A 25325-nucleotide genomic window follows, 5' to 3' on the forward strand; every position below is an offset into this window, starting at 1 on the left:
ACGATGATATTGCAGTATATCTGAGGTAGGAGTCCTCTGTATGTACCTACTACCGTTGAAATCAATAGCGACTCCCTCTTGCCCTGTGCTAGTGAATGGATTTATCAGTATATTGAAATGAAATAAAATCTGAACAAATTAATTCGGAAAGCCAAATCAATTTATAGAAATATTTTAGCAGTCAAGGTGTACTGTTATAGATTCAATACACTATACTTTTTTAATTTAATCCACTATATCTGCAGAATACTCTTTCAGTTTTATTCAGCCTAGTCTTGCTTAGGAAAAAGCAAAAAGCCATCCCATTCAGGATAGCTTCTTGGTTCTTAGATTTGTTCTGCAAAAACCTTCTCAGCAAGGTTCATAGCGTGGTCTGATACACGAGTGTAGTGTGAGATGATGTCGATAAAGTTGACCCCAGCTTGTGTTGAACATTCGCCCTTGTTGAGGCGTTTGATGTGGGTTTTTCTGAGAACACGCTCTATGTTATTGATTGCTTCATGACGTTCTACAAGACTGCGTGCTTTTTCAATATCATTGTTTTCCACACTATCCAGAGCATCTTTGATAAAGTCACTAGTTTGACGGTAAACTTCCTCTAATTCTTTCAAGGCGGCATCAGAAAATTCAACATTTTTCCGTTGAAGATAGTCAGTCAGATTGAGTAGAGCCTCCGCGTGGTCTCCAATCCGTTCCAAATCACGGGAGGAATCAAGGATATTGGTGAGCACTTCGCTTTCTTTTTGACTGAGAGCTTCGCTTGAAAGGGCAATGAGATAACGTGTTAATTGCTCATCGATGGTGTTAATGGCTTCTTCGGTTTTATGCCCTTTTTCAGCAACTTTTTCATCCAAGTCAATGATGTACTTATAGGAAAGGTCAAAGGCTTTAGCAGCGTAGTTTCCTAAGTGCAAGAGCTCTTTCTTAGCATTTCCGAGAGCGATAGATGGGGCTTGTTTGATGAAATGTTCATCAAGATATAAGGGTTCGTATTTGACAACCTCGTCCTCTCCAGGAATAATCTTGGTTACAAAGTAAGCCAGAGCTCCGATAAATGGAAATTGGACAATGGTGTTGGTAATATTAAAGGTTCCGTGGGCGAAGGCAATGGTCATTTCCGGTGCTAGATTTAGCGTAGATTCAAACCAATGAATCAGGGCTGTAAAAGGAACTAGAAAAATAACGCAGACGACTGTTCCGATAACGTTGAAGGCAACATGAGCTCCTGCTACCCGTTTAGCTGCAATATTAGCACCTAAAGAGGCAATGATGGCTGTAATGGTTGTCCCGATATTGTCACCAAATAGAACTGGCAAAGCTCCTTGCAGGTCAATGAGATTGCTGGCATAGAGGTTTTGTAAAATCCCGATGGTAGCCGAGGAAGCTTGAATCAGTAAGGTCAAGCCGGTACCGACAAAGACACCCAAAACAGGATTCTTACTTAGCTCAATCATATAGTCTTTAAAGACCTGTAAATCTTTGAGTGGAGCCATTGCACCGCTCATAAGATTGAGGGCAAAAAAGATACCACCGACACCAAAGAGGATGCGTCCGATATTATTGACTGTCCGATTTTTTGTAAAGAAGAGGCAGACAGCACCGATAAAGAGCATAGGCAGGGCATAGTCACCTAGTTTAAATCCAATAAGAAAGGATGTGACTGTTGTCCCAATATTAGCTCCCATGACAATCCCGATAGCCTGACGTAAGGTTAGGAGACCGGCACTGACCAGGCCGACTGTGATAACTGTTACACCAGAACTAGACTGAATTAGAGCAGTCATCCCAATACCAACCAGAACTCCAAAGAAAGGATTACTAGTATATTTGTCAATGTAAAAACGAAGGCGATCTCCAGCAGCTTGTTGTAAACCGTCTCCCATGGTCTTGATACTATATAAGAATAGCCCCAGACCACCTAAAAAGTGAAATAAAATTTCCTGCCAATTAATGGACATTTCTTTTTCCTCCGAAAAATAATAACGGAATTTCTCCTATTCTATTTTAAAGGATAAAAGTAAATCTAACAAGTGTTAAGCTAAGATTTTAGAAAGAAAATTCGTTAGAAAAAGCAAAAATAATATACTCTAGCATGCCACAAAGATTAAATATCGAAAAATCTTGTGAAATCTTTCCTTATATTTCCAAAGTGTGATATAATAGTTTCGAATAAAATAAATAAAGGGGTTTTTGTAACATGGCAAAACTTACTGTTAAAGACGTTGACTTGAAAGGTAAAAAAGTCCTCGTTCGTGTTGACTTCAACGTACCATTGAAAGATGGCGTAATCACTAACGACAACCGTATCACAGCAGCTCTTCCAACTATTAAGTACATCATCAAACAAGGTGGACGTGCAATTCTTTTCTCTCACCTTGGACGTGTGAAAGAAGAAGCTGATAAAGCTGGTAAATCACTTGCTCCTGTAGCTGCTGACTTGGCTGCTAAATTGGGTCAAGATGTTGTTTTCCCAGGTGTCACTCGTGGTGCTGAATTGGAAGCAGCAATCAACGCTCTTGAAGATGGACAAGTTCTCTTGGTTGAAAACACTCGTTACGAAGATGTTGACGGCAAAAAAGAATCTAAAAACGATCCTGAACTTGGTAAATACTGGGCATCACTTGGAGATGGTATCTTCGTAAACGATGCATTCGGTACAGCTCACCGTGCACACGCATCTAACGTTGGTATCTCAGCAAACGTTGAAAAAGCAGTTGCTGGTTTCCTTCTTGAAAACGAAATTGCCTACATCCAAGAAGCAGTTGAAACTCCAGAACGTCCATTCGTAGCTATCCTTGGTGGTTCAAAAGTTTCAGACAAGATCGGTGTTATCGAAAACTTGCTTGAAAAAGCTGATAAAGTCCTTATCGGTGGTGGTATGACTTACACATTCTACAAAGCACAAGGTATCGAAATCGGTAACTCACTTGTAGAAGAAGACAAATTGGATGTTGCGAAAGCTCTTCTTGAAAAAGCAAACGGAAAATTGATCTTACCAGTTGACTCTAAAGAAGCTAACGCATTTGCTGGTTACACTGAAGTGCGTGACACTGAAGGTGAAGCAGTTTCTGAAGGCTTCCTTGGTCTTGACATCGGTCCAAAATCTATCGCTAAATTTGACGAAGCTTTGACTGGTGCCAAAACAGTTGTATGGAACGGACCTATGGGTGTATTTGAAAACCCAGACTTCCAAGCTGGTACAATCGGTGTGATGGACGCTATCGTGAAACAACCAGGCGTTAAATCAATCATCGGTGGTGGTGATTCAGCTGCCGCAGCAATCAACCTTGGACGTGCAGACAAGTTCTCATGGATCTCTACTGGTGGTGGAGCATCAATGGAACTTCTTGAAGGTAAAGTATTGCCAGGTTTGGCTGCACTTACAGAAAAATAATTTCAGCCCGTTAGTCTCTACAAAATCCTGATTTTGTAGAAAAAGGAAGAAAACTGAAACGTTAACAAAAAGGTGGCTATGTCACCTTTTTGTGTTAGTGTAGGTATTTGTGACGCGGTGGTGGGGCATCAATGGAGCTTCTTGAAGGTAATACTCTTCGAAAATCTCTTCAAACCACGTCAACGTCGCCTTGCCGTACTCAAGTACAGCCTGCGGCTAGTTTCCTAGTTTGTTCTTTGATTTTCATTGAGTATAAAGTTCTTCCAGGACTTGCAGCCTTGACAGAAAAATAAGATTAACTAAATGAATCAAAGAAGAGAGGGATGAAAGTTCCTCTTTTCTTTTGCTCAAAATAAAAACGCTTCCTCTCAACTATTCCTCATAAAATCACCCAAATTATGATAAAATGGAAATAGAAAGTTGAGATTATGAGTTATTTTAAAAAATATAAATTCGATAAATCCCAGTTTAAACTTGGTATGCGAACTTTTAAAACAGGTATTGCTGTTTTCCTAGTTCTCTTGATTTTTGGCTTTTTTGGCTGGAAAGGTCTTCAAATTGGTGCTTTGACAGCTGTTTTTAGCCTGAGGGAGAGTTTTGATAAGAGTGTTCATTTTGGGACTTCGCGTATTCTAGGAAATAGTATTGGTGGCCTCTATGCCTTGGTTTTCTTCCTAATAAATAGTTTTTTCCACGAAGCCTTTTGGGTGACCTTGGTAGTTGTTCCAATCTGCACCATGTTAACCATTATGACAAATGTAGCCATGAATAACAAAGCAGGTGTTATTGGCGGTGTAGCAGCCATGTTAATCATTACCCTATCAATTCCGAGTGGAGAAACAATTTTGTACGTATTTGCGCGTGTATCGGAAACTTTTATGGGAGTTTTTGTCGCAATTCTCGTAAATTACGATATCGACCGCATTCGACTCTTTTTAGAGAAGAAAGAAAAATAATGTTACATTTTATAACATTATCAATTGACGTTTGTCTTTTTTTAGACTATAATAGACAGAAAGAAGGAAATTGTAAATGAAGGAAAAAGAATTTCGCCGAAATATGGCTGTTTTTCCTATCGGCAGTGTTATGAAGTTGACCGATCTATCGGCGCGCCAGATTCGTTATTATGAAGATCAAGAGTTGATTAAGCCTGATCGAAACGAAGGGAACCGTCGCATGTATTCCTTGAATGACATGGATCGTCTGCTTGAAATCAAAGATTATATCTCTGAAGGTTATAATATCGCTGCCATTAAGAAAAAATATGCTGAACGTGAAGCGAAATCCAAGAAAGCGGTTAGTCAGACTGAGGTGCGCCGTGCACTTCACAATGAACTCCTCCAACAGGGTCGCTTTGCTTCAGTACAGTCACCTTTTGGTCGCGGTTAGGCAACCGCAAGTAGTCATACATTAAGGAGAAAACTCATGCCAATCACAGCTGCAGATATTCGTCGTGAAGTCAAGGAAAAAAATGTTACCTTTATCCGTCTCATGTTCTCAGATATTTTGGGAACCATGAAAAACGTCGAAATTCCTGCTACAGATGAACAGTTAGATAAAGTCTTGTCAAACAAGGCTATGTTTGATGGATCTTCTATCGAAGGTTTTGTACGTATCAATGAGTCGGATATGTACTTGTACCCAGACTTGGATACATGGACAGTCTTCCCCTGGGGAGATGAAAATGGAAGTGTTGCAGGTTTGATCTGTGATGTCTATACAACAGAAGGTGAACCATTTGCAGGAGACCCTCGTGGCAATTTGAAGCGTGCTCTTCGTCACATGGAGGAAGTAGGATTCAAGTCCTTCAACCTTGGTCCAGAGCCAGAATTCTTCCTATTTAAGTTGGATGAAAATGGAGACCCAACACTTGAAGTGAATGACAAGGGTGGCTACTTTGATTTGGCGCCTACTGACCTTGCGGACAATACACGTCGTGAGATTGTCAATGTCTTGACCAAAATGGGATTTGAAGTAGAAGCAAGTCACCATGAGGTTGCGGTTGGACAGCATGAGATTGATTTCAAGTACGATGAAGTTCTCCGTGCTTGTGATAAGATTCAAATCTTTAAACTTGTTGTTAAAACCATTGCTCGCAAACATGGTCTTTATGCAACCTTTATGGCCAAACCAAAATTTGGTATTGCTGGATCAGGTATGCACTGTAATATGTCCTTGTTTGATACAGAAGGAAACAATGCCTTCTTTGATCCAAATGATCCAAAAGGAATGCAGTTGTCAGAAACAGCCTACCATTTCCTTGGCGGTTTGATCAAACATGCCTACAACTATACTGCCATCATGAACCCAACGGTTAACTCATACAAACGTTTGGTTCCGGGTTATGAAGCGCCTGTTTACATTGCTTGGGCTGGTCGTAACCGTTCGCCACTTGTGCGCGTGCCTGCTTCACGTGGTATGGGAACTCGTCTTGAGTTGCGTTCAGTGGATCCGATGGCAAACCCATACATCGCTATGGCGGTTCTTTTGGAAGTTGGTTTGCATGGTATTGAAAATAAAATCGAAGCGCCAGCTCCTATCGAAGAAAATATCTACATCATGACAGCAGAAGAGCGTAAGGAAGCTGGTATTACAGACCTTCCATCAACTCTTCACAACGCTTTGAAAGCTCTGACTGAAGATGAAGTTGTCAGAGCAGCTCTGGGAGAACATATCTATACTAGTTTCCTTGAAGCCAAGCGAATCGAATGGGCAAGTTATGCAACCTTCGTTTCACAATGGGAAATTGATAATTATTTAGACCTTTACTAATACTAATATAGAAGAAAGATTGCCTGAGGGCGGTCTTTTTTTCTTGTATTTTATATCGAGGTGTGATATATTTTATATAACGAAGTGCGATATATCGAATTTAATAGGAGGTGAATGCAAATGGAATTAACGGATAAGATTCGTCGAGTTTATCTTCCGATGACGGAAACGGGTTTTTATATCTTGTTCTGTCTGCAAAAGGAAGGTCATGGTTATAGTATTACGCAAAAGGTCAAGGAGATGACAGATTCTCAAGTTTCGATTAGTCCTGGGACTATGTATGGAACCTTGTCAAAAATGGAAAAGGATGGTTTGATTTCCTTTGTCCGCGAAGAGGAAAAGCGTAAAATCTATCAGATTACAGACTTGGGACGCAAAGTCTTAGAGATTGAATTGAAACGTATTGAACGACTCTACAGAAATAGTCGGGAGGAAAGATGATGGAAAAGAAAGTTGTTTATCGAATTTTTACAATTGCGGATTATGAGAGGGAGGCTTTATATCTTAGAAAAATGCATGCTAAGGGCTGGAAACTTAGAAAAGTAAGTTATTCTATCTTATTGTTTGCAGTTAAGTATACCTTTGAAAAATGTCAGCCTGAGCAAGTATCTTATCAGTTGGACTTTTATCCCATGAAAAAATCAGATAGAGCCTCCTATTTACAATTATTTAAAGACTGTGGCTGGGAGCATATTACAGACTTTAATGGGTTTTCCTACTTTAGAAAGCTTCATTCTGAAATTGAATCGAATGCAGAATTTGAAATCTATAATGACGCTGCTGGGAAGTTAGCTATGGTCAAACGGATTTTAACGAGGCGGATGCTTCCTATTTTGCTTCTCTTTTTAGCTCTACTACCGGTTTTCTCAAAGTTTGTCAGTGGAGGTAGTTCTTTCAGTTGGGTAGTGTTTTTGATTTTCATAATAGATTGGGTTTTATTGATAGTTTTTGCGATTCAGATTTCTTATATTTTTTGGAGCTTGTTTCAAAAATGGAAAGAATTATCTGACAAATAAAACCATGTATGTTTTCTGATTTGGAGGTAAGGTAATGAATAGCAAAGTACAATTTCGGTTTTTCACCATTGTTGATTTGGACAAGGAAGAAGAATATTTACATGAGATGCATTTGAAAGGTTGGAGGTATAGAACGAGTCGTTTTGGTTTGTTCTATTTTGACCAATGTCAACCAGACGATGTCATCTACTGTATCTATGATTCTAGATTTCTTAAAAAATATAAGCATGAACTGCAAGATTTTAGAAATAGCGGTTGGGAATTGATAGAAGCAGGTTCTTGTTCGGTTCTTCGTAAATCATCTTTTGATTTACTTCCGGAGGATATGAGCAAGGGTCTTAGATGGGAAGTTATGCGATCTAGACTTCGTTCCTGTACAGCTACTTTCTTAGGCGGTCTTGTTGTTTGTATGAGTTTGTTTCGAGAAGAACTGTCGCAACCTTTCTCTGTCATTTTTGTTCTATATGCCTTTATGATTTCTTATCTAATCTATGGTTATTTCAGACTAAAAAGGAAATATCAAGTAGATGGAAGGTGAGTTTCTCGGTCTTCAGACCGATTTTTAGCACTCTTGGCAAAAGAGTGCTAATTTTTTGAGTTTTTATCTTGACATTCTCTTTTAAGGGTGTATAATAGAATCATGAGTTAGCACTTGAGTATGTTGAGTGCTAATCGATCAGACAGAGAGGAGTGATGAGGTGGTTACAGAGCGTCAGCAGGATATTTTAAATCTGATTATTGACATCTTTACCAAAACGCACGAACCTGTCGGATCCAAAGCCTTGCAAGAGTCTATTAACTCTAGCAGTGCAACCATTCGTAATGACATGGCGGCTTTAGAAAAGCAAGGTTTGCTTGAGAAGGCTCATACTTCAAGCGGTCGCATGCCAAGTGTTGCTGGTTTTCAGTACTATGTGAAACACTCACTGGATTTTGACCGACTGGCTGAAAATGAGGTTTACGAGATTGTCAAAGCCTTTGATCAGGAATTCTTCAAATTGGAGGATATTCTGCAAGAGGCTGCTAATCTACTGACAGACTTGAGTGGCTGTACGGTAGTAGCACTGGATGTTGAGCCCAGCAAGCAACGGTTGACAGCCTTTGATATCGTTGTTTTGGGGCAACATACAGCCTTGGCAGTATTCACCCTAGACGAGTCGCGAACGGTTACCAGTCAGTTTCTGATTCCAAGGAACTTTTTGCAGGAGGACTTGCTGAAGCTGAAGAGCATCATTCAGGAACGTTTCCTCGGCCACACCGTTTTAGATATTCACTACAAGATTCGGACGGAGATTCCGCAGATTATCCAGCGTTACTTTACAACAACGGACAATGTTATCGATCTCTTTGAACACATTTTTAAGGAAATGTTCAACGAAAACATTGTAGTGGCGGGCAAGGTAAATCTCTTGAATTTTGCTAATCTGGCAGCTTATCAGTTCTTTGATCAACCGCAAAAGGTGGCTCTGGAGATTCGTGAGGGGATGCATGAGGATCAGATGCAAAATGTCCGAGTTGCGGACAGTCAAGAGTCCTGTCTAGCTGACCTAGCGGTGATTAGTAGCAAGTTCCTCATTCCTTATCGCGGAGTTGGAATTCTAGCCATTATCGGTCCGGTTAATCTGGATTACCAACAGCTAATCAACCAAGTCAATGTGGTCAATCGTGTTTTGACCATGAAGTTGACAGATTTTTACCGCTACCTCAGCAGTAATCATTACGAAGTACATTAAGATTGAAATCATTAAAGGAGGCGAAAATGGCCCAAGATATAAAAAATGAAGAAGTAGAAGAAGTTCAAGAAGAGGAAGTTGTGGAAACGGTAGAAGAAACAACTCCTGAGAAGTCTGAATTGGACTTGGCAAATGAACGTGCAGATGAATTTGAAAACAAATACCTTCGCGCTCATGCAGAAATGCAAAACATTCAACGCCGTGCCAATGAAGAGCGTCAAAACTTGCAACGTTATCGTAGCCAGGATTTGGCAAAAGCGATTCTCCCTTCTTTGGACAACCTTGAGCGTGCACTCGCAGTTGAAGGTTTGACAGATGATGTGAAGAAGGGCTTGGAAATGGTGCAAGAAAGTTTGATTCATGCTTTGAAAGAAGAAGGAATCGAAGAAATCGCAGCTGACGGTGAATTTGACCATAACTACCATATGGCCATCCAAACTCTTCCAGCAGACGATGAACACCCAGCAGATACCATCGCCCAAGTCTTCCAAAAAGGCTACAAACTCCATGACCGCATCCTACGCCCAGCCATGGTAGTGGTGTATAACTAAGATACAAAGCCCGTAAAAAGCTCACAGTAAAAATAGGAGATTGACGAAGTGTTCGATGAACACAAGAAAATCTATCTTTTTTACTCAGAGCTTAGGGCGTGTTCGATTAGGCAATTCTGACGGTAGCTGAAGCAACTTGTCAGAAAACGGCAATCGCTATGGCGTTTGCCTAGCCTCCTTACTAACTCGTCGTCGAAATAAAATCGATTTCGACTCCTCGTGTCGCAATTTACATAATAGAAAACTTGTCCGAAACGACACTAAACTATGAAAGAAAGATAAGAGGCAAGCCGGAGGCTTGCAAGGAAGATATTTCCCACCGTGGTGAAAGTTTCAGTAGCAAAAGCTACTGAAACAGGGGATTTTTGAGACAATAGGCTCAAAAATAAGTGATGAAATCCCGAAGGGAGTTGCTCACGTCCCCACCACTTAAGGGAAATATCAAAAAATCAAAATTCGAATTAAAATTTAAGGAGAAAAACACATGTCTAAAATTATCGGTATTGACTTAGGTACAACAAACTCAGCAGTTGCAGTTCTTGAAGGAACTGAAAGCAAAATCATCGCAAACCCAGAAGGAAACCGCACAACTCCATCTGTAGTCTCATTCAAAAACGGCGAAATCATCGTTGGTGACGCTGCGAAACGTCAAGCAGTCACAAACCCAGATACAGTTATCTCTATTAAATCTAAAATGGGAACTTCTGAAAAAGTTTCTGCTAACGGAAAAGAATACACTCCACAAGAAATCTCAGCTATGATTCTTCAATATTTGAAAGGCTACGCTGAAGACTACCTTGGTGAAAAAGTAACCAAGGCAGTTATCACAGTTCCAGCTTACTTCAACGATGCTCAACGTCAAGCAACAAAAGACGCTGGTAAAATCGCTGGTCTTGAAGTAGAACGTATCGTCAACGAACCAACTGCAGCAGCTCTTGCTTACGGTTTGGATAAGACTGACAAAGAAGAAAAAATCTTGGTATTTGACCTTGGTGGTGGTACATTCGACGTCTCTATCCTTGAATTGGGTGACGGTGTCTTCGACGTATTGTCAACTGCAGGGGACAACAAACTTGGTGGTGATGACTTTGACCAAAAAATCATCGATCACTTGGTAGCAGAATTCAAGAAAGAAAACGGTATTGACTTGTCTACTGACAAGATGGCGATGCAACGTTTGAAAGATGCGGCTGAAAAAGCGAAGAAAGATCTTTCTGGTGTAACTTCAACACAAATCAGCTTGCCATTCATCACTGCAGGTGAGGCTGGACCTCTTCACTTGGAAATGACTTTGACTCGTGCGAAATTTGACGATTTGACTCGTGACCTTGTTGAACGTACAAAAGTTCCAGTTCGTCAAGCCCTTTCAGATGCAGGTTTGAGCTTGTCAGAAATCGACGAAGTTATCCTTGTTGGTGGTTCAACTCGTATCCCAGCCGTTGTCGAAGCTGTTAAGGCTGAAACTGGTAAAGAACCAAACAAATCAGTAAACCCTGATGAAGTAGTTGCTATGGGTGCGGCAATCCAAGGTGGTGTCATCACTGGTGATGTCAAAGACGTTGTCCTTCTTGACGTAACACCATTGTCACTTGGTATTGAAACAATGGGTGGTGTCTTCACAAAACTCATCGACCGCAACACAACAATTCCAACATCTAAATCACAAGTCTTCTCAACTGCGGCAGACAACCAACCAGCCGTTGATATCCACGTTCTTCAAGGTGAACGCCCAATGGCAGCAGATAACAAGACTCTTGGACGTTTCCAATTGACTGATATCCCAGCTGCACCTCGTGGAATTCCTCAAATCGAAGTAACATTTGACATCGATAAGAATGGTATCGTGTCTGTTAAAGCTAAAGACCTTGGAACTCAAAAAGAACAAACAATTGTGATCCAATCGAACTCAGGTTTGACTGACGAAGAAATTGACCGCATGATGAAAGATGCAGAAGCTAACGCTGAAGCAGATAAGAAACGTAAAGAAGAAGTTGACCTTCGTAACGAAGTAGACCAAGCTATCTTCGCAACTGAAAAGACTATCAAGGAAACTGAAGGCAAAGGATTCGACACAGAACGTGAAGCTGCCCAAGCTGCCCTTGATGACCTTAAGAAAGCGCAAGAAGATAACAACTTGGACGACATGAAAGCAAAACTTGAAGCATTGAACGAAAAAGCTCAAGGCCTTGCTGTTAAACTCTACGAACAAGCCGCAGCAGCGCAACAAGCTCAAGCAGGAGCAGAAGGCGCACAAGCAACAGGAAACGCAGGCGATGACGTCGTAGACGGAGAGTTTACGGAAAAATAAGATGCAAAGCCCGTTAAAACCTCACAGTGAAAATAGGAAATCTGACGCAGAAACTTTAGTTTCTAGAAAGATTTGTCTTTTTCACCAAGAGGTTAGGGCGTGCTCGATTCGGTAAGATGTTGAGGCGTTAAGAAAACGAAAGAAAAATAGGAAGCCATCGCCTTGTGCGATGCACAAAAGATGGCTTATCTTTTTTCCGAAGTTTTTAGCCGAAACTCAGTTAAGCCTAACTCGTTAAGAATGACAAATGGCTAAAGAGTTTGTCATTCGACTGCAATCGCTATGGCGACTTGCCTAAACGCCTTACTAGTTCAAAAACAAAGTATAATCGACTTTGTTTTTGAACGTCGTAATGATAGGAAGAAATCCAGAGGTTGCAACCCAGCCTCTGTTTTTCGATAAAAAGGATCTGAACCTGATTTATTTGGGGTTTGTCTTGTCAATATATAAAGAAAGGAATTGAACCCGACCTAAATGGTGGTTCGATTCAGAACATCAATAGAAAGGAACAAGGGTGTTCGTAACTGAACACGGGCTACGGACTGTGCCAAAAAGATAGTTTTTTCTAGGACGCAAGCGTCCGTCGTCAAAACTCCTATTTTGGCTGTGTCCGTTTGACGCCCTTTGTATCTTGAATTATGAACAATACTGAATTTTATGATCGTCTGGGGGTGTCAAAAAACGCTTCGGCAGACGAAATCAAAAAAGCTTATCGTAAGCTTTCGAAAAAATATCACCCAGATATCAATAAGGAGCCTGGTGCTGAGGAAAAGTACAAGGAAGTTCAGGAAGCCTATGAGACTTTGAGTGACGACCAAAAACGTGCTGCCTATGACCAATACGGTGCTGCTGGAGCCAACGGTGGTTTTGGTGGAGCTGGCGGTTTCGATGGGGCAGGAGGCTTCGGTGGGGCAGGAGGCTTCGGTGGTTTTGAGGATATTTTTTCAAGTTTCTTTGGAGGAGGCGGAGCTTCGCGCAATCCAAACGCTCCTCGTCAGGGGGATGACCTCCAGTATCGTGTGAACTTGACCTTTGAAGAAGCTATTTTTGGAGCTGAAAAAGAAGTTAAGTACAACCGTGAAGCTAGCTGTCGTACATGTAATGGTTCTGGTGCTAAGCCAGGAACAAGTCCAGTCACTTGTGGACGCTGTCATGGCGCTGGTGTCATTAACGTTGATACGCAGACTCCGCTTGGTATGATGCGTCGCCAAGTAACCTGTGATGTCTGTCATGGTCGCGGAAAAGAAATCAAAGATCCATGTACAACTTGTCACGGAACAGGTCATGAAAAACAAGCGCATAGCGTACATGTCAAAATCCCTGCTGGTGTGGAAACAGGTCAACAAATTCGCCTAGCAGGTCAAGGTGAAGCAGGATTTAACGGTGGACCTTATGGTGACTTGTATGTAGTAGTTTCTGTGGAAGCTAGCGACAAGTTTGAACGTGAAGGAACGACTATCTTCTACAATCTCAACCTCAACTTTGTCCAAGCAGCTCTTGGTGATACAGTTGATATCCCAACGGTTCACGGTGATGTTGAATTGGTTATCCCAGAGGGAACTCAGACTGGTAAGAAATTCCGTTTACGTGGTAAGGGAGCTCCGAGCCTTCGTGGTGGTGTAGTTGGTGACCAATACGTTACTGTCAATGTCGTAACACCGACAGGCTTGAACGACCGCCAAAAAGCAGCCTTGAAAGAATTCGCAGCTGCGGGTGATTTAAAAGTCAATCCAAAGAAAAAAGGCTTCTTTAACCATATTAAAGATGCTTTTGAAGGAGAATAAAGCAAAAAGAGCTGTCGGGCTCTTTTTACTTTATAGATTTTTTAAGACTTTCCTAAGTAATGACGGACGGTAGCGACCTCCTTCGAAGTTCCATACCTAAACTTTGAACCTAAGTCTTAAAGTTTCCAAACAGCTGAAACCAAGCTGTTTCAGCTGTTTTCATTACGGCAGAAAGTCTTCGATTTAGTTGTGAAATGGTGAATGATACTCTTCAAACCACGTCAGCGTCGGCTTGTCATGGGTATGGTTACTGACTTCGTNNCTCAAAACAGTGTTTTGAGTTGACTTCGTCAGTTCTATCCACAACCTTAAAACGGTGTTTTGAGCAGTCTGTGCCTAGCTTTCTAGTTTGCTTTTTGATTTTTATTGAGTATGAGTTACCTAAATTATGATGCATAGTTGATGGGATATATATAGTAGATTGAAATATAATATGAACAAATTGATAAGAGGATTTTAAAGTAATCTCTAACAATGCTTTAGAAACTATGATGTGCTATTCTAAATTCAATTCACTATAACTTGTTTACCTTTTAAAAAAGAGCCGAGTGGCTCTTTTACTTATCTTCAAGTTCCTGTGTTTCTTTAATCACAGCTAGTCTAGTCTGGATATCCTTTTCCACGACCTTAAACTTGTAAGTCAGGTCTTCTTGATATTCCTTGATGAGTTCTTTTTGCTGGTCGATGATTTGCAGGCTGTTTTGGATAATATCCACATCATCCTTGATAGCTTGAACGCGGTCAGTTGTATTCAAGACTTCATCTGTGATGGTTTGGCGATTTTTTGTGACCAGATAACTTCCGGCTGCGGCTCCTGCAAATAGCAGTAGGTTGGATAATTTCATGGTAACTCCTTAGGCGTTTTTGATGGTTTCAGCGACTTGAGCGAGTTTGTCAAAGTCAGGTTCGTGGGCGATAAAATCAATCTTGAGGTCATCGTCCGCACTGTAGCGAGGCACGAGGTGAACGTGGGTATGAAAGACGGTTTGACCTGCGATTTCTTCACAGTTAGCAATGATATTCATACCAGCAGCCTTGGTAGCTTTCATGACTTTTTGAGCTACTTTTGGTACTTGGGCAAAGAGTTGGCTGGCGCTAGTAGCGTTCATTTCCAAAAGATTGCGATAGTGTTCTTTTGGCACGACTAAGGTGTGTCCTGGTGTCACTTGAGAAATATCCAGAAAGGCAAGAACCTGCTCATCTTCATATACTTTTGAAGCAGGAATTTCCCCTGCGATGATTTTACAAAAAATGCAATCTGACATAAAATCTACCTCTACTGTATTGAATTTTGATATAATATAGCTACATTATACCAGATTTGGAGAAAATATGTTAGAAATTAAAAACCTGACAGGTGGCTATGTCCATGTCCCTGTCTTGAAAGATGTGTCTTTTACTGTTGAAAGTGGGCAGCTGGTCGGTTTGATTGGTCTCAATGGTGCTGGGAAATCGACGACAATCAATGAGATTATTGGTCTGTTGACACCTTATAGTGGCTCCATCAATATCAATGGCCTGACCCTGCAAGAAGATGCGACTAGCTATCGCAAGCAAATTGGTTACATTCCTGAGACACCTAGCTTGTATGAGGAATTGACCCTCAGAGAGCATATCGAAACGGTTGCCATGGCTTATGGTATTGAGCAGAAAGTGGCTTTTGATCGAGTAGAACCTTTGTTAAAAATGTTCCGTCTGGACCAGAAATTGGACTGGTTCCCTGTTCATTTTTCAAAAGGGATGAAGCAGAAAGTCATGATTATCTGTGCTTTTGTGGTGGATCCGAGTCTTTTCATCGTGGATGAGCCTTTCCTTGGTCTTGATCCGCTGGCTATTGCAGACTTGATTCAGCTTTTGGAAGTGGAAAAGCAAAAGGGTAAGTCTATTCTCATGAGTACTCACGTGCTGGATTCAGCGGAAAAGATGTGTGATGCCTTTGTTATTCTCCACAAGGGAGAGATGCGTGCCAAAGGCAATCTCCTGCAACTGCGCGAAGCCTTTGATATGCCTGAGGCTAGTTTGAATGATATTTACTTGGCTCTGACCAAAGAGGAGGAGCTATGAAAGACTTGTTTTTAAAGAGAAAGCAGGCTTTTCGTAAGGAGTGTCTTGGTTATCTGCGCTATGTTCTCAATGACCACTTTGTCTTGTTCCTGTTTGTCTTGCTGGGTTTTTTAGCCTACCAGTACAGTCAACTCTTACAACATTTTCCTGAAAATCATTGGCCTATTCTTTTGTTTGTAGGAATTACGTCTGTTTTACTTTTGCTTTGGGGAGGAATTGCCACCTATATGGAGGCTCCAGACAAGCTCTTTCTCTTGGTCGGAGAAGAGGAAATCAAGCTCCATCTCAAGCGTCAAACTGGCATTTCCCTAGTCTTTTGGCTCTTTGTGCAGACCCTTTTCTTGCTGTTATTTACGCCTTTATTTTTAGCAATGGGTTATGGCTTGCCTGTTTTTCTGGTCTATGTGCTTTTATTGGGGGTAGGAAAATATTTCCTCTTTCGTCAAAAGGCCAGCAAATTTTTTACTGAAACTGGACTAGACTGGGATTATGTCATTTCCCAAGAAAGCAAGCGTAAGCAAGTCTTGCTTCGTTTCTTTGCCCTCTTTACGCAGGTCAAGGGGATTTCAAACAGCGTCAAGCGTCGTGCCTATCTGGACTTTATCCTAAAGGCTGTTCAGAAGGCCCCTGGGAAGATTTGGCAAAATCTCTATCTGCGTTCTTATCTACGAAATGGAGACCTCTTTGCGCTCAGTCTCCGTCTTCTCTTGCTTTCCATACTGGCGCAGGTTTTTATCGAGCAAGCTTGGATTGCGACAGCAGTGGTGGTTCTCTTTAACTACCTCTTGCTCTTCCAGTTGCTGGCCCTCTATCATGCCTTTGACTACCAGTATTTGACCCAACTCTTTCCACTGGACAAGGGGCAAAAGGAAAAAGGCTTACAGGCTGTAGTCCGAGGATTGACCATTTTTGTTTTACTTGTGGAATTAGTTGTCGGGTTGATTACCTTCCAAGAAAAACTGGCCCTTCTAGCCTTACTGGGAGCTGGTTTGGTTTTACTAGTCTTGTATTTGCCTTATCAGGTAAAACGTCAGATGCAGGACTAACATTGCCTATATGACACTAAAAAAGAAGTTGAGTTCAGTCTGTCTCAGCTTCTTTTATTTTCTACAGGATAATGGTTGGTCCGTAGAGACTCAACTTGGTCTTGACTTGGTCAAAGTGGAAGCGGTCATAGGCCCGCCAAGCGGCGCGAGTTGGAGCATCTGGATTGAGAGCACTGAGTCCCATGAGAAGGCTGGAAGTCTGGTAAAATTTTTCCAGTTCAATCAAGACTCGATTATCCACTGTCTCAGACTTGGCTAGAAAACCAAGAATAGAGTTTAGCTGCTCCTGAAAGCGGACGTCGTCAGCGCTTGCCTGTTTGCATGCTTGGTAGGCTTTGTTTAAGTCAGTAATCAAAGTCTGAGCTCTTTTGATAGGGTCTGTATCTGTCATGAGAATTCCTCCTTTAATCTTGGTGCCAGTCTTGTTTCTAGCAACTGTGTTTTGATACTGTCAGTTTATCACTTTTATCTCCTTTTTCACCATCAAATCTTTAATTGTTCTTGAAATTTCCTGAATGGTACTGTTAAGATTTTATGATAAAATAGTGGTAAGATTATCATGCTTATTTGAGGAACAAGATACCTTTCAGGAGCGTTAAAGGCCTGTTTAGGATTGGGTGGGCTTGTATCATAGTATTTTTGCTATTCTATTTTTAGGAAGAAATCGAAACAAGGAGAGTAAGAAGATGAGAATATTTGTTTTAGAAGATGATTTTTCCCAACAGACTAGGATTGAAACGACGATTGAGAAACTCTTGAAGGAGCATCATATCACTCCCAGCTCTTTTGAAGTTTTTGGTAAGCCAGACCAGCTGCTGGCAGAGGTGCATGAGAAGGGAGCCCATCAGCTATTCTTTTTGGATATTGAGATTCGAAATGAGGAGATGAAGGGTCTGGAAGTGGCTAGAAAGATTCGGGATCGGGATCCTTATGCCCTGATTGTCTTTGTGACGACTCACTCGGAGTTTATGCCCCTGTCCTTTCGCTACCAAGTGTCTGCTTTGGACTATATTGATAAGGCCTTGTCAGCTGAGGAGTTTGAGTCTCGGATCGAGACAGCCCTCCTCTATGCCAATAGTCAAGATAGTAAGAGTCTGGCGGAAGATTGCTTTTACTTTAAATCAAAATTTGCCCAATTTCAGTATCCTTTTCAAGAGGTTTACTATCTCGAAACATCGCCCAGAGCCCATCGTGTTATTCTCTATACCAAGACAGACAGATTGGAATTTACAGTGAGTTTAGAGGAGGTTTTCAAGCAGGAACCCCGTCTCTTGCAGTGCCATCGCTCTTTTCTCATCAATCCTGCCAATGTAGTTCGTTTGGATAAGAAAGAAAAACTCCTTTTCTTTCCCAATGGGGGAAGCTGTATGATAGCGCGTTATAAGGTCAGGGAAGTATCTGAGGCTATCAATAACTTACATTGAGTGAGGTGCTGGAATGGAATTAGTTTGGAAGATAGTATATGTGTTTTTGATATCTGGATTGGAATTGTTTATATTTTTTAAGGTGGATGGAATTGTTCTAACTCTGGAGAGAGTTTTTAAGTCCTTTCTTTTTAAGCTACTTTTAGCAGTTGTTTTTGTAACGATTAGCTATATAGTAGGAAATACTTACCTATCTTATTTTATGGAACCCTTGTACGGCATTGGTTTATCTTTCTTATTGTTAAGAGGGCTTCCTAAAAAACTACTCTTCTTTTATGGTCTCTTTCCAATGATGTTGGTGAATCTTTTTTTCAGGGTAGTCTCCTATTTTGTGCTTCCATTTTTGGGGCAAGGGCATGTGTATGATGACCGCTCTTTTATTTGGTTATGTATAAAAATTTTCATTTGCTTTATTTCTCTAGCCTTTTTGAAATGGTTAGACTATGATTTTACTAGTTTGAGAAGGGAGATTCTCGATAAAGGTTTTCAAAAGTCCCTGACTAAGATTAACTGGATAATGGGGGCTTACTATCTAGTGATGCAAAGTCTGTCTTATTTTGAAAATGTACAAGGTATTCAATCAACGACTGTTCGCCATCTGATTCTAGTGTTTTACCTACTCTTTTTTATGGGGATTATCAAGAAGCTGGATACCTATTTGAAGGACAAACTCCATGAGAGACTGGACCAAGAACAGGCCTTGCGCTACAGAGATATGGAACGCTATAGTCGGCATATAGAGGAACTTTACAAGGAAGTACGGAGTTTTCGCCATGACTACACCAACCTCTTGACCAGTTTACGTCTGGGCATTGAAGAGGAGGATATGGAGCAGATAAAAGAGGTCTACGACTCTGTCTTAAAGGATTCTAGTGAAAAATTGCAGGACAATAAATATGACCTGGGCCGATTGGTGAATATTCGTGATAAAGCCCTCAAAAGTCTCCTAGCAGGAAAGTTTTTAAAAGCCAGAGATAAGAACATTGTCTTTAATGTAGAAGTTCCAGAGGAGATTCAGGTAGAGGGGATGAGTCTACTTGATTTTCTAACCATTGTGTCTATCCTTTGTGACAACGCTATTGAAGCCAGTGCAGAGGCTAGTCAACCTCATGTTTCAATCGCCTTTTTAAAAAATGGGGCACAGGAGACCTTTATCATCGAAAATGCCATCAAAGAAGAGGGTATAGACATTTCTGAGATTTTCTCCTTTGGAGCCAGTTCTAAAGGGGAGGAGAGAGGAGTTGGTCTCTATACCGTTATGAAGATTGTGGCAAGTCATCCTAATACCAGTCTAAATACCACCTGCCAAAATCAAGTCTTTCGTCAGGTTTTAACAGTTCACTCGATGTCAGTTGATGATTAGAAGACTTGTGGAAAGAAGTACTGCCTGCAGTCATCAATTAAAATGCCATAGTATATGAGGTACCCTATATGAATAAGAAATCCTTTTTTATCATCTGTTCTACGTTGATCATAGCATCGAATCTTCTCATGCTTTCCGTTGTGAACAAGGGAGAAGAAACAGGGAGCAATCTGTTTGTGATTGCTATAGCCTGTGTTTTATTACCAGCATTTTTATATGCGGTTGAAAATCAACTGACTTCATTGGTAAGAGTAGAATCAATACTCCTGATTCAGTTGACAGTTATATCCCTACTCCGTCTTATCAACAGAATAGGGAGTACGCCTGAAATCCTCAACATTATCATTACCCTTATCGCTTTGGCAAGTGGGACAGCTGCTATCCTTGTTGCGATCATGAGAATATATGAGAACAGACGGAAGTAAGGCTGAATAGCTTTCGATGTATTTTCACATTGTTAAATTCCCCTAGGGCAAGTATGTTTTTCATGCTTGCTTTTTAAATTTTTTACAATTCAAGATGTTTTGATGACCATTTGTGATTTGGATGGAAAATTTTAAAAAATAGTAGTATACTAACCTTATTAAGGTTGTAATAGGACGAAAGTAAAAAGAGGTATTCCTCGTGAATGCAAAAACAATGTTACAATTGGCTATTATGGTTGCTTAAAGACTTGAGCTTGTGTACTTGGAGGTAATTATGGATTTTAAAAGTTTTATTATTGGTTTAGTAGTTGGTATATTTGGTCCTTATATGGATGATTTAATTAGAAAAATATTTTCAAAATCTCCCAAAAAGGATACAGATAGTACCCTCTAAAAAATAAATTTCTCCCCTGTATTTGCTAGCTTAATTTACAGGGGAGTTTCTTTAATTTTGTTTCGCCTGTCAAAATGATATGTGATAGCAGGATGAAAAGTCTACAAACAAGTTGGTATCAATACAATATAAAGAGGAAAGTATGTTTTTCATGCTTGCTTTTTAAATTTTTTACAATTCAAGATGTTTTGATGACCATTCGTGATTTGAGTGATCCAAGGTCAAAATAAGTGCTATACTAATAGTGTAAAGGTTCTAGCTCAACAAACATTTAGGAGGAAATCTTATGAAGAAAAAAATACTTGTCATTTTCATCTTGTATCTAATCATGTCCATCTTTCTATATCCGCTTAGGGAGAGTGCTTGGTATCAGCTATTTTATACTATAGCCTATATGATTGCGGTTATGATTTATCTTGCTTTAACTAAAAAGAAAGGAGCAAAGAAATGAAAACTTTTCTTGCTAAAAAACGGAACATCTTCCTTGCGAGATTGTTCTTAGGTCAGTTGCCCTTGCTTGTCTCTACTTATCTATTTCTATCTCGTCAGTTTTTAAATTTTTCCTTGGTTTTCCAATTTCTTTTAGTGGTTATTAACTTGGCTTCGATTTTGGTTACTGTTTACCTCACTAGGGAGATGAGGATAAGAGAGTTTGAAGATGATGATTTGGTTAGTCCTAGAACCAATCAACTCATGTTCATCGGCTTGACAGGTTTTATGTCTATTATCTGTTTGTATAGAGGTATCACAGCAGGAGAATCCTATCAGCAATTGATTGCCTACATTGGTGCTATTCTCTGCTTGATTATCATGCTTCTGCTTATTTGGGGCTTGAAGTATTATAAAAAGTAGGGGCTAATGAAGTTTTTACAATTCAAGATGTCTCGATGACTATTCAAGATTTGGATGAAAAACTTTAACAAATAGTGCTATACTGAAATTGTCAAAGTTGCAACGGGTGCTGCTACATTATGTTAAAAATCGCTCTTGATTGATAAGCTGGATTTGTTAGGAAAGGAGTAAATAATTATGGATAAGAAAAAGATAGTTTCGACTATAATATGTATAGTATTTCTTGTAGTGTCAGTAGATAATTTTTTTAGAGACTTAACCCCGTTATTGTTCATTTTAAATATTATTGGCCTAACTTGTTTTTTAGTGTTAACATACACTAACATAAAAGAGATACTCTTAAATATAAGTAAATGATGATTTGGTTAGTCCTAGAACCAATCAACTCATGTTCATCGGCTTGACAGGCTTTATGTCTATTATCTGTTTGTATAGAGGTATTTCAGAAACAGAATTCTATCAACAACTAATCGCTTATATATATGAAATACAGACTATTTCTTGTTATTTTCTTGAGTAGTGTGTTGGATATTCTTTTAGGGACATTTTTACAAATCTCTATCGTATCGATTGGGTGGCTTGTTCTTTACAGTGGTTTGTTTGAGGCAGGAGTTTTCCTTCTTGCCAATAAAGGGTTGGCGGTAAAAATCAAGGAAGTAGACATTCGAAATCGCTTTAAATTTATTTTTGGAAAAACCTTATGGTTTCAAATTCTTTTGCTCATCTTTTTGATAATCAAACTTTATCTTGGTTTGGATGCGAGGTTGATTTTATTCTATGGACATATTTTCATTGTCTTTAATGCCTTAATGTATCTATTATCTAGTAGTCAGGTTATCCTTAAAAAGAACAAACTGTCTTCTTAATCTTACAGCAGTAGAGCCTGACAAGGGGAGCCATCCTGTCTTGTAGATAGTAGGAGGATTTATATGAAAAGACACTCTATTCTTTTCAAAACGAGTGCAATTCTTTCTTATTTGTTTCTGTTTTTCGGACTGTCTTGGACGCCCCAATTTTGGAGCAATTATTGGGAGTTCTCGTCTTGGGTAGGAAATATTATCTGGATTCGAAACATCATCAGCCTTCTCTTTATCGGCTTGATGGTTTGGATTTTGGTCAGGTCGGGCCATGCTTATCTCTTTCGTATCCCTAGGAAAAAGTGGTTGAGCTATTCTGTTCTGACGGTGTTAGCAGCTGTTGTGCTTATCTGCTTTAACTATCTGACAGCTAAACACGTTCAGGGAACCAATGAAGGGTGGAATTTGTTTATTGCTTATAGTGAGACAAATTTTGCGGAGTTTGGTGTTTACCTAACCTTAATCGTACTAGGACCTCTGATGGAAGAATTGGTATGTAGGGGATTGCTTCAACATGCCTTCTTTAAGAATTCGAGGTGGGGGCTGGATCTTCTCTTTCCGTCATTCTTATTTGCCTTGCCCCACTTTTCTAGCTTGCCAAGTCTGGCAGATATTTTTGTCTATACGGCAGTGGGCTGTCTATTTGCCTGTCTAACACGTTATACTAAGAGTATCTATCCTTCTTATTCGATTCATATTGTTAATAATATCATCGCAAACTTACCATTTTTGCTCACTTTTCTACATAGGGTCTTGGGGTAAAAAAACCAAAGGCTTGCTTTTCAGCCATAGAGGAGGTTATCATGTATAAACACTTATTTTTCCTAGATTCAAAAACCTTAGACTGGTTGACACCTTATATTCTGGTCTTGGCTTCTGACACCATTGCCTTTAATGTTTTTGTGCTAACCTTTGTATCTGTTGTGATGTTTTATTTTCTGAATCCCATGCTATCTTTAATGGCTATATTCTTAGGAGCTGGCTATGTGGTCGGTTTTTGGTTGTTAAAATGGTTTGTTTTGGAAAGGTTAGAGCTCAAGGATGACGCGTAGGAAGTCTGTTTGGTGAGGAGGATAATTTGATGGAGTTTTTTGACAAATTTCATGCCTTTTGTTTTGGATTTTTAGTACTAATAATCGTCATTACAGTTCCTTATACGATTAACCACGGGGATTTTTTTCAAAATGAGCCTGCACTGATTATTGTAAGTCTTCTTGTAACCTCGATGAGTGTTGCTTATGCTAGAAAATTTGAAATGATTTCTTTTGGGATGTTAAGCAAGAAAGACATTTTGCTTTTCATTACAATCTTTCTTCTAAGTCTGCTTGAGACGCTGGTTTATATTCATTTCTTCGCTATTTCTTCTGGCGCGGGAGTTCAACACTTGGCGGAAGTCCGCAGAGGAATTTCCCTGTCTTTGGTTTTGACTTCCTCAGTTTTTGGCCCCATCCAGGAGGAACTCATTTTCAGAGGACTTCTTCAAGGTGCGGTTTTTGACAATTCTTGGTTAGGGCTTGTGCTAACTTCCTCTCTCTTTTCGTTCATGCATGGTCCTTCTAATGTCCCTTCGTTTATTTTTTATCTACTTGGGGGCTTGTTGCTGGGCTTTGCTTATAAAAAGAGCCAAAACTTATGGGTTTCTACTCTAGTTCACATGTTTTACAATGCTTGGCCACTCTTATATTATTTATAAAAATCATGAAAGGGAAGCAGAAGAAAGAGCTTGCCTTTTCTTTCTACAATGATACCCAAGTCAATCCAGAGGCTTTTCTTTGAGAATCGGGTGTGGAGCGGTTGACGAATAGGCCAAAAACTAGTAGAATAGTAAGGAAACTTTATACGGAGGAAAGAAATGGATTTGGGTGATAATGAGCTAACACTGACTCCCATACCTGGGAAAAGTGGCAAAGCTTATATGGGTAGCTATCCTGATGGGAAGCGTATCTTTGTAAAAATGAACACCTCTCCAATCCTACCTGGTCTAGCTAGAGAACAAATTGCTCCACAATTATTATGGAGTCGCCGTTTGGCAGATGGGCGTGATATGTGTGCTCAAGAATGGTTGACAGGCAAGATATTGACCCCCTATGATATGAATCGTAAGCAAATCGTCAATATTTTAATCCGTCTGCATCGCTCACGTCCGTTGATGACACAGTTGAGTCGTTTGGGCTATGCCATGGAAACACCTGTAGATTTACTACAGTCTTGGCAGGAAACGGCTCCAGATGCTTTGCGTAAAAATCATTTTATCAGTGAAGTGATGGCTGATTTACGTCAGACTATTCCAGGATTTAGAGAGGACTATGCGACCATTGTCCATGGAGATGTACGACATAGTAATTGGATTGAGACAGATAGTGGCTTGATTTATTTGGTAGATTGGGATTCGGTTCGCTTGACCGACCGCATGTTTGATGTGGCCCATATGCTCTGCCATTATATTCCAGAACATCAGTGGAAGGAGTGGTTAACCTACTACGGTTACAAGTACAATCAAACGGTATTAAATAAATTGTATTGGTACGGTCAATTATCTTACTTGAGCCAGATTTCCAAGTATTATATGAACCAAGATTTAGAAAATGTTAATCGGGAGATTCATGGCTTGCGTCACTTCCGAGACAAGTATGGAAAGAGAAGATGAGAGTTAGAAATCGTAAAGGGGCGACAGAATTACTAGAGGCAAATCCCCAGTATGTGGTTCTCAATCCCTTGGAATCCAAGGGAAAATGGCGGGACCTGTTTGGCAATGACAATCCCATTCATGTGGAAGTTGGAAGTGGAAAGGGTGCCTTTGTTTCAGGAATGGCCAAGCAGAACCCTGACATCAACTATATCGGGATTGATATTCAAAAGTCTGTTTTGAGCTACGCTTTGGACAAGGTGCTTGAAGTTGGAGTGCCTAACATCAAGCTCTTGTGGGTAGATGGTTCTGACTTGACTGACTACTTTGAAGACGGTGAGATTGATCGTTTGTATCTGAACTTTTCAGATCCTTGGCCGAAAAAACGCCATGAAAAGCGTCGTTTGACCTATAAGACCTTCTTGGATACCTTCAAGCGTATCTTACCTGAAAATGGTGAAATTCATTTCAAGACGGATAACCGTGGCTTGTTTGAGTACAGCCTAGTGAGCTTTTCTCAGTATGGCATGAAGCTCAATGGTGTTTGGCTTGATTTACATGCCAGTGATTTTGAAGGCAATGTCATGACAGAATACGAGCAAAAATTCTCCAACAAGGGGCAAGTTATCTACCGAGTTGAGGCAGAATTTTAAGAAATAGCCTGAAATCAGGCTGTATAAGTGCTTTTGCTTTACATAAGTTAGCAAATGTGATAT

Annotated in this window: 30 protein-coding genes; 26 read left to right on the forward strand and 4 right to left on the reverse strand. The window is 40.2% G+C overall.

All coding sequences use genetic code 11. From position 1 onward, the window contains the following. Positions 1–326: 326 nt before the first annotated feature. Positions 327–1958, reverse strand: a complete 1632-nt coding sequence (locus tag HT725_RS03595) for a Na/Pi cotransporter family protein (protein ID WP_138703645.1) — start codon at positions 1956–1958, stop codon at positions 327–329. A gap of 239 nt (positions 1959–2197) precedes the next feature. Here HT725_RS03595 and HT725_RS03600 point away from each other — a divergent pair, with 239 nt between their 5' ends. From HT725_RS03600 to dnaJ, 12 genes are all read left to right on the forward strand, one after another. Beyond that, positions 2198–3394, forward strand: coding sequence for a phosphoglycerate kinase (locus HT725_RS03600; RefSeq protein WP_173253094.1), 1197 nt, complete (start codon positions 2198–2200; stop codon positions 3392–3394). A gap of 131 nt (positions 3395–3525) precedes the next feature. Further along, the gene (locus tag HT725_RS03605) at positions 3526–3687 is read left to right on the forward strand and encodes a hypothetical protein (RefSeq protein ID WP_173229513.1); all 162 of its coding nucleotides are present in this window, start codon (positions 3526–3528) and stop codon (positions 3685–3687) included. A 135-nt stretch (positions 3688–3822) separates the two neighbouring features. Further along, positions 3823–4350: an aromatic acid exporter family protein gene (locus HT725_RS03610; RefSeq protein WP_000119914.1), complete on the forward strand. Its 528-nt coding sequence runs from the start codon at positions 3823–3825 to the stop codon at positions 4348–4350. Between the two features lie 76 nt (positions 4351–4426). Beyond that, positions 4427–4783 carry a transcriptional repressor GlnR gene (glnR, locus tag HT725_RS03615; protein WP_000659547.1) on the forward strand — a complete coding sequence of 119 codons (357 nt, stop codon included), beginning with the start codon at positions 4427–4429 and terminating at the stop codon, positions 4781–4783. 36 nt (positions 4784–4819) lie between these two features. Next, the gene (gene glnA, locus HT725_RS03620) at positions 4820–6166 is read left to right on the forward strand and encodes a type I glutamate--ammonia ligase (RefSeq protein ID WP_173253095.1); all 1347 of its coding nucleotides are present in this window, start codon (positions 4820–4822) and stop codon (positions 6164–6166) included. Between the two features lie 120 nt (positions 6167–6286). Next, a complete protein-coding gene (locus HT725_RS03625) occupies positions 6287–6607 on the forward strand; it encodes a PadR family transcriptional regulator (RefSeq protein ID WP_173253096.1) in 321 nt (106 codons plus the stop codon). Continuing rightward, a complete protein-coding gene (locus HT725_RS10445; RefSeq protein ID WP_173219846.1) occupies positions 6607–7182 on the forward strand; it encodes a DUF2812 domain-containing protein in 576 nt (191 codons plus the stop codon). Before HT725_RS03625 ends, HT725_RS10445 begins: the two co-directional genes overlap by 1 nt. A gap of 34 nt (positions 7183–7216) precedes the next feature. Next, entirely contained in the window at positions 7217–7720 is a 504-nt protein-coding gene (locus tag HT725_RS03635; protein WP_112444458.1) for a DUF2812 domain-containing protein, read from the forward strand. Between the two features lie 160 nt (positions 7721–7880). Continuing rightward, on the forward strand, positions 7881–8915 hold the full coding sequence (hrcA, locus tag HT725_RS03640) for a heat-inducible transcriptional repressor HrcA (protein WP_173219761.1): 1035 nt from the start codon (positions 7881–7883) through the stop codon (positions 8913–8915). A gap of 26 nt (positions 8916–8941) precedes the next feature. Further along, positions 8942–9466, forward strand: coding sequence for a nucleotide exchange factor GrpE (gene grpE, locus HT725_RS03645; protein ID WP_000046038.1), 525 nt, complete (start codon positions 8942–8944; stop codon positions 9464–9466). Positions 9467–9950: 484 nt separating this feature from the next. Then, entirely contained in the window at positions 9951–11774 is a 1824-nt protein-coding gene (gene dnaK, locus HT725_RS03650; protein ID WP_173219764.1) for a molecular chaperone DnaK, read from the forward strand. A gap of 638 nt (positions 11775–12412) precedes the next feature. Beyond that, entirely contained in the window at positions 12413–13558 is a 1146-nt protein-coding gene (gene dnaJ, locus HT725_RS03655) for a molecular chaperone DnaJ (RefSeq protein WP_173253097.1), read from the forward strand. A 557-nt stretch (positions 13559–14115) separates the two neighbouring features. Here dnaJ and HT725_RS03660 read toward each other — a convergent pair. After that, on the reverse strand, positions 14116–14403 hold the full coding sequence (locus tag HT725_RS03660) for a hypothetical protein (RefSeq protein WP_173219770.1): 288 nt from the start codon (positions 14401–14403) through the stop codon (positions 14116–14118). A gap of 9 nt (positions 14404–14412) precedes the next feature. Continuing rightward, positions 14413–14823: an HIT family protein gene (locus HT725_RS03665; protein ID WP_050275810.1), complete on the reverse strand. Its 411-nt coding sequence runs from the start codon at positions 14821–14823 to the stop codon at positions 14413–14415. A 67-nt stretch (positions 14824–14890) separates the two neighbouring features. Here HT725_RS03665 and HT725_RS03670 point away from each other — a divergent pair, with 67 nt between their 5' ends. Together HT725_RS03670 and HT725_RS03675 are read left to right on the forward strand one after the other, a co-directional pair. Beyond that, positions 14891–15622, forward strand: a complete 732-nt coding sequence (locus tag HT725_RS03670; protein WP_049521290.1) for an ABC transporter ATP-binding protein — start codon at positions 14891–14893, stop codon at positions 15620–15622. Beyond that, entirely contained in the window at positions 15619–16668 is a 1050-nt protein-coding gene (locus HT725_RS03675; protein ID WP_173253098.1) for an ABC transporter permease, read from the forward strand. Before HT725_RS03670 ends, HT725_RS03675 begins: the two co-directional genes overlap by 4 nt. Before the next feature lie 61 nt (positions 16669–16729). Here HT725_RS03675 and HT725_RS03680 read toward each other — a convergent pair whose 3' ends face one another. Next, positions 16730–17059, reverse strand: coding sequence for a helicase BlpT (locus HT725_RS03680; RefSeq protein WP_173219777.1), 330 nt, complete (start codon positions 17057–17059; stop codon positions 16730–16732). Positions 17060–17354: 295 nt separating this feature from the next. Here HT725_RS03680 and HT725_RS03685 point away from each other — a divergent pair, with 295 nt between their 5' ends. The 12 genes from HT725_RS03685 (at position 17355) to trmB (ending at position 25262) form a co-directional block, all read left to right on the forward strand. Then, entirely contained in the window at positions 17355–18092 is a 738-nt protein-coding gene (locus HT725_RS03685; RefSeq protein WP_173253099.1) for a response regulator transcription factor, read from the forward strand. Between the two features lie 13 nt (positions 18093–18105). After that, positions 18106–19455 carry a sensor histidine kinase gene (locus tag HT725_RS03690; RefSeq protein WP_173253100.1) on the forward strand — a complete coding sequence of 450 codons (1350 nt, stop codon included), beginning with the start codon at positions 18106–18108 and terminating at the stop codon, positions 19453–19455. Between the two features lie 68 nt (positions 19456–19523). After that, complete coding sequence (locus HT725_RS03695) at positions 19524–19880, forward strand: hypothetical protein (protein ID WP_173219785.1); 357 nt, start codon at positions 19524–19526, stop codon at positions 19878–19880. Between the two features lie 274 nt (positions 19881–20154). Next, on the forward strand, positions 20155–20274 hold the full coding sequence (locus tag HT725_RS03700) for a PncF family bacteriocin immunity protein (RefSeq protein ID WP_173219790.1): 120 nt from the start codon (positions 20155–20157) through the stop codon (positions 20272–20274). A gap of 286 nt (positions 20275–20560) precedes the next feature. Continuing rightward, entirely contained in the window at positions 20561–20725 is a 165-nt protein-coding gene (locus HT725_RS03705) for a hypothetical protein (RefSeq protein ID WP_049511538.1), read from the forward strand. After that, positions 20722–21126 (forward strand): immunity protein, encoded by a 405-nt coding sequence (locus HT725_RS03710; protein WP_138704684.1) that lies wholly within the window; start codon positions 20722–20724, stop codon positions 21124–21126. Before HT725_RS03705 ends, HT725_RS03710 begins: the two co-directional genes overlap by 4 nt. 482 nt (positions 21127–21608) lie before the next feature. Further along, entirely contained in the window at positions 21609–21992 is a 384-nt protein-coding gene (locus HT725_RS03715; RefSeq protein ID WP_173219793.1) for an immunity protein, read from the forward strand. Between the two features lie 63 nt (positions 21993–22055). Beyond that, the gene (locus tag HT725_RS03720) at positions 22056–22745 is read left to right on the forward strand and encodes a CPBP family intramembrane glutamic endopeptidase (protein WP_173219796.1); all 690 of its coding nucleotides are present in this window, start codon (positions 22056–22058) and stop codon (positions 22743–22745) included. A gap of 41 nt (positions 22746–22786) precedes the next feature. Further along, positions 22787–23035 carry an immunity protein BlpZ gene (gene blpZ / locus HT725_RS03725; protein ID WP_112444995.1) on the forward strand — a complete coding sequence of 83 codons (249 nt, stop codon included), beginning with the start codon at positions 22787–22789 and terminating at the stop codon, positions 23033–23035. A gap of 29 nt (positions 23036–23064) precedes the next feature. Continuing rightward, a complete protein-coding gene (locus HT725_RS03730; RefSeq protein ID WP_112444996.1) occupies positions 23065–23676 on the forward strand; it encodes a type II CAAX endopeptidase family protein in 612 nt (203 codons plus the stop codon). 159 nt (positions 23677–23835) lie between these two features. Then, positions 23836–24630, forward strand: coding sequence for a phosphotransferase family protein (locus HT725_RS03735; RefSeq protein ID WP_112444998.1), 795 nt, complete (start codon positions 23836–23838; stop codon positions 24628–24630). After that, positions 24627–25262 (forward strand): tRNA (guanosine(46)-N7)-methyltransferase TrmB, encoded by a 636-nt coding sequence (trmB, locus tag HT725_RS03740; RefSeq protein ID WP_112445000.1) that lies wholly within the window; start codon positions 24627–24629, stop codon positions 25260–25262. The genes HT725_RS03735 and trmB overlap by 4 nt, the downstream gene beginning before the upstream one ends. Positions 25263–25325: the final 63 nt, after the last annotated feature.

The sequence above is a fragment of the Streptococcus sp. 2579 genome (assembly GCF_013277195.1).
GTDB lineage: Bacteria > Bacillota > Bacilli > Lactobacillales > Streptococcaceae > Streptococcus.

Excerpts from the sequence above, each read along its gene's own strand:
- HT725_RS03595 (WP_138703645.1), bottom strand. The coding sequence starts at position 1,958 with ATGTCCATTAATTGGCAGGAAATTTTATTTCACTTTTTAGGTGGTCTG.
- HT725_RS03600 (WP_173253094.1), top strand. The coding sequence starts at position 2,198 with ATGGCAAAACTTACTGTTAAAGACGTTGACTTGAAAGGTAAAAAAGTC.
- HT725_RS03605 (WP_173229513.1), top strand. The coding sequence starts at position 3,526 with ATGGAGCTTCTTGAAGGTAATACTCTTCGAAAATCTCTTCAAACCACG.
- HT725_RS03610 (WP_000119914.1), top strand. The coding sequence starts at position 3,823 with ATGAGTTATTTTAAAAAATATAAATTCGATAAATCCCAGTTTAAACTT.
- glnR (WP_000659547.1), top strand. The coding sequence starts at position 4,427 with ATGAAGGAAAAAGAATTTCGCCGAAATATGGCTGTTTTTCCTATCGGC.
- glnA (WP_173253095.1), top strand. The coding sequence starts at position 4,820 with ATGCCAATCACAGCTGCAGATATTCGTCGTGAAGTCAAGGAAAAAAAT.
- HT725_RS03625 (WP_173253096.1), top strand. The coding sequence starts at position 6,287 with ATGGAATTAACGGATAAGATTCGTCGAGTTTATCTTCCGATGACGGAA.
- HT725_RS10445 (WP_173219846.1), top strand. The coding sequence starts at position 6,607 with ATGGAAAAGAAAGTTGTTTATCGAATTTTTACAATTGCGGATTATGAG.
- HT725_RS03635 (WP_112444458.1), top strand. The coding sequence starts at position 7,217 with ATGAATAGCAAAGTACAATTTCGGTTTTTCACCATTGTTGATTTGGAC.
- grpE (WP_000046038.1), top strand. The coding sequence starts at position 8,942 with ATGGCCCAAGATATAAAAAATGAAGAAGTAGAAGAAGTTCAAGAAGAG.
- dnaK (WP_173219764.1), top strand. The coding sequence starts at position 9,951 with ATGTCTAAAATTATCGGTATTGACTTAGGTACAACAAACTCAGCAGTT.
- dnaJ (WP_173253097.1), top strand. The coding sequence starts at position 12,413 with ATGAACAATACTGAATTTTATGATCGTCTGGGGGTGTCAAAAAACGCT.
- HT725_RS03660 (WP_173219770.1), bottom strand. The coding sequence starts at position 14,403 with ATGAAATTATCCAACCTACTGCTATTTGCAGGAGCCGCAGCCGGAAGT.
- HT725_RS03665 (WP_050275810.1), bottom strand. The coding sequence starts at position 14,823 with ATGTCAGATTGCATTTTTTGTAAAATCATCGCAGGGGAAATTCCTGCT.
- HT725_RS03670 (WP_049521290.1), top strand. The coding sequence starts at position 14,891 with ATGTTAGAAATTAAAAACCTGACAGGTGGCTATGTCCATGTCCCTGTC.
- HT725_RS03675 (WP_173253098.1), top strand. The coding sequence starts at position 15,619 with ATGAAAGACTTGTTTTTAAAGAGAAAGCAGGCTTTTCGTAAGGAGTGT.
- HT725_RS03680 (WP_173219777.1), bottom strand. The coding sequence starts at position 17,059 with ATGACAGATACAGACCCTATCAAAAGAGCTCAGACTTTGATTACTGAC.
- HT725_RS03685 (WP_173253099.1), top strand. The coding sequence starts at position 17,355 with ATGAGAATATTTGTTTTAGAAGATGATTTTTCCCAACAGACTAGGATT.
- HT725_RS03690 (WP_173253100.1), top strand. The coding sequence starts at position 18,106 with ATGGAATTAGTTTGGAAGATAGTATATGTGTTTTTGATATCTGGATTG.
- HT725_RS03695 (WP_173219785.1), top strand. The coding sequence starts at position 19,524 with ATGAATAAGAAATCCTTTTTTATCATCTGTTCTACGTTGATCATAGCA.
- HT725_RS03700 (WP_173219790.1), top strand. The coding sequence starts at position 20,155 with ATGGATTTTAAAAGTTTTATTATTGGTTTAGTAGTTGGTATATTTGGT.
- HT725_RS03705 (WP_049511538.1), top strand. The coding sequence starts at position 20,561 with ATGAAGAAAAAAATACTTGTCATTTTCATCTTGTATCTAATCATGTCC.
- HT725_RS03710 (WP_138704684.1), top strand. The coding sequence starts at position 20,722 with ATGAAAACTTTTCTTGCTAAAAAACGGAACATCTTCCTTGCGAGATTG.
- HT725_RS03715 (WP_173219793.1), top strand. The coding sequence starts at position 21,609 with ATGAAATACAGACTATTTCTTGTTATTTTCTTGAGTAGTGTGTTGGAT.
- HT725_RS03720 (WP_173219796.1), top strand. The coding sequence starts at position 22,056 with ATGAAAAGACACTCTATTCTTTTCAAAACGAGTGCAATTCTTTCTTAT.
- blpZ (WP_112444995.1), top strand. The coding sequence starts at position 22,787 with ATGTATAAACACTTATTTTTCCTAGATTCAAAAACCTTAGACTGGTTG.
- HT725_RS03730 (WP_112444996.1), top strand. The coding sequence starts at position 23,065 with ATGGAGTTTTTTGACAAATTTCATGCCTTTTGTTTTGGATTTTTAGTA.
- HT725_RS03735 (WP_112444998.1), top strand. The coding sequence starts at position 23,836 with ATGGATTTGGGTGATAATGAGCTAACACTGACTCCCATACCTGGGAAA.
- trmB (WP_112445000.1), top strand. The coding sequence starts at position 24,627 with ATGAGAGTTAGAAATCGTAAAGGGGCGACAGAATTACTAGAGGCAAAT.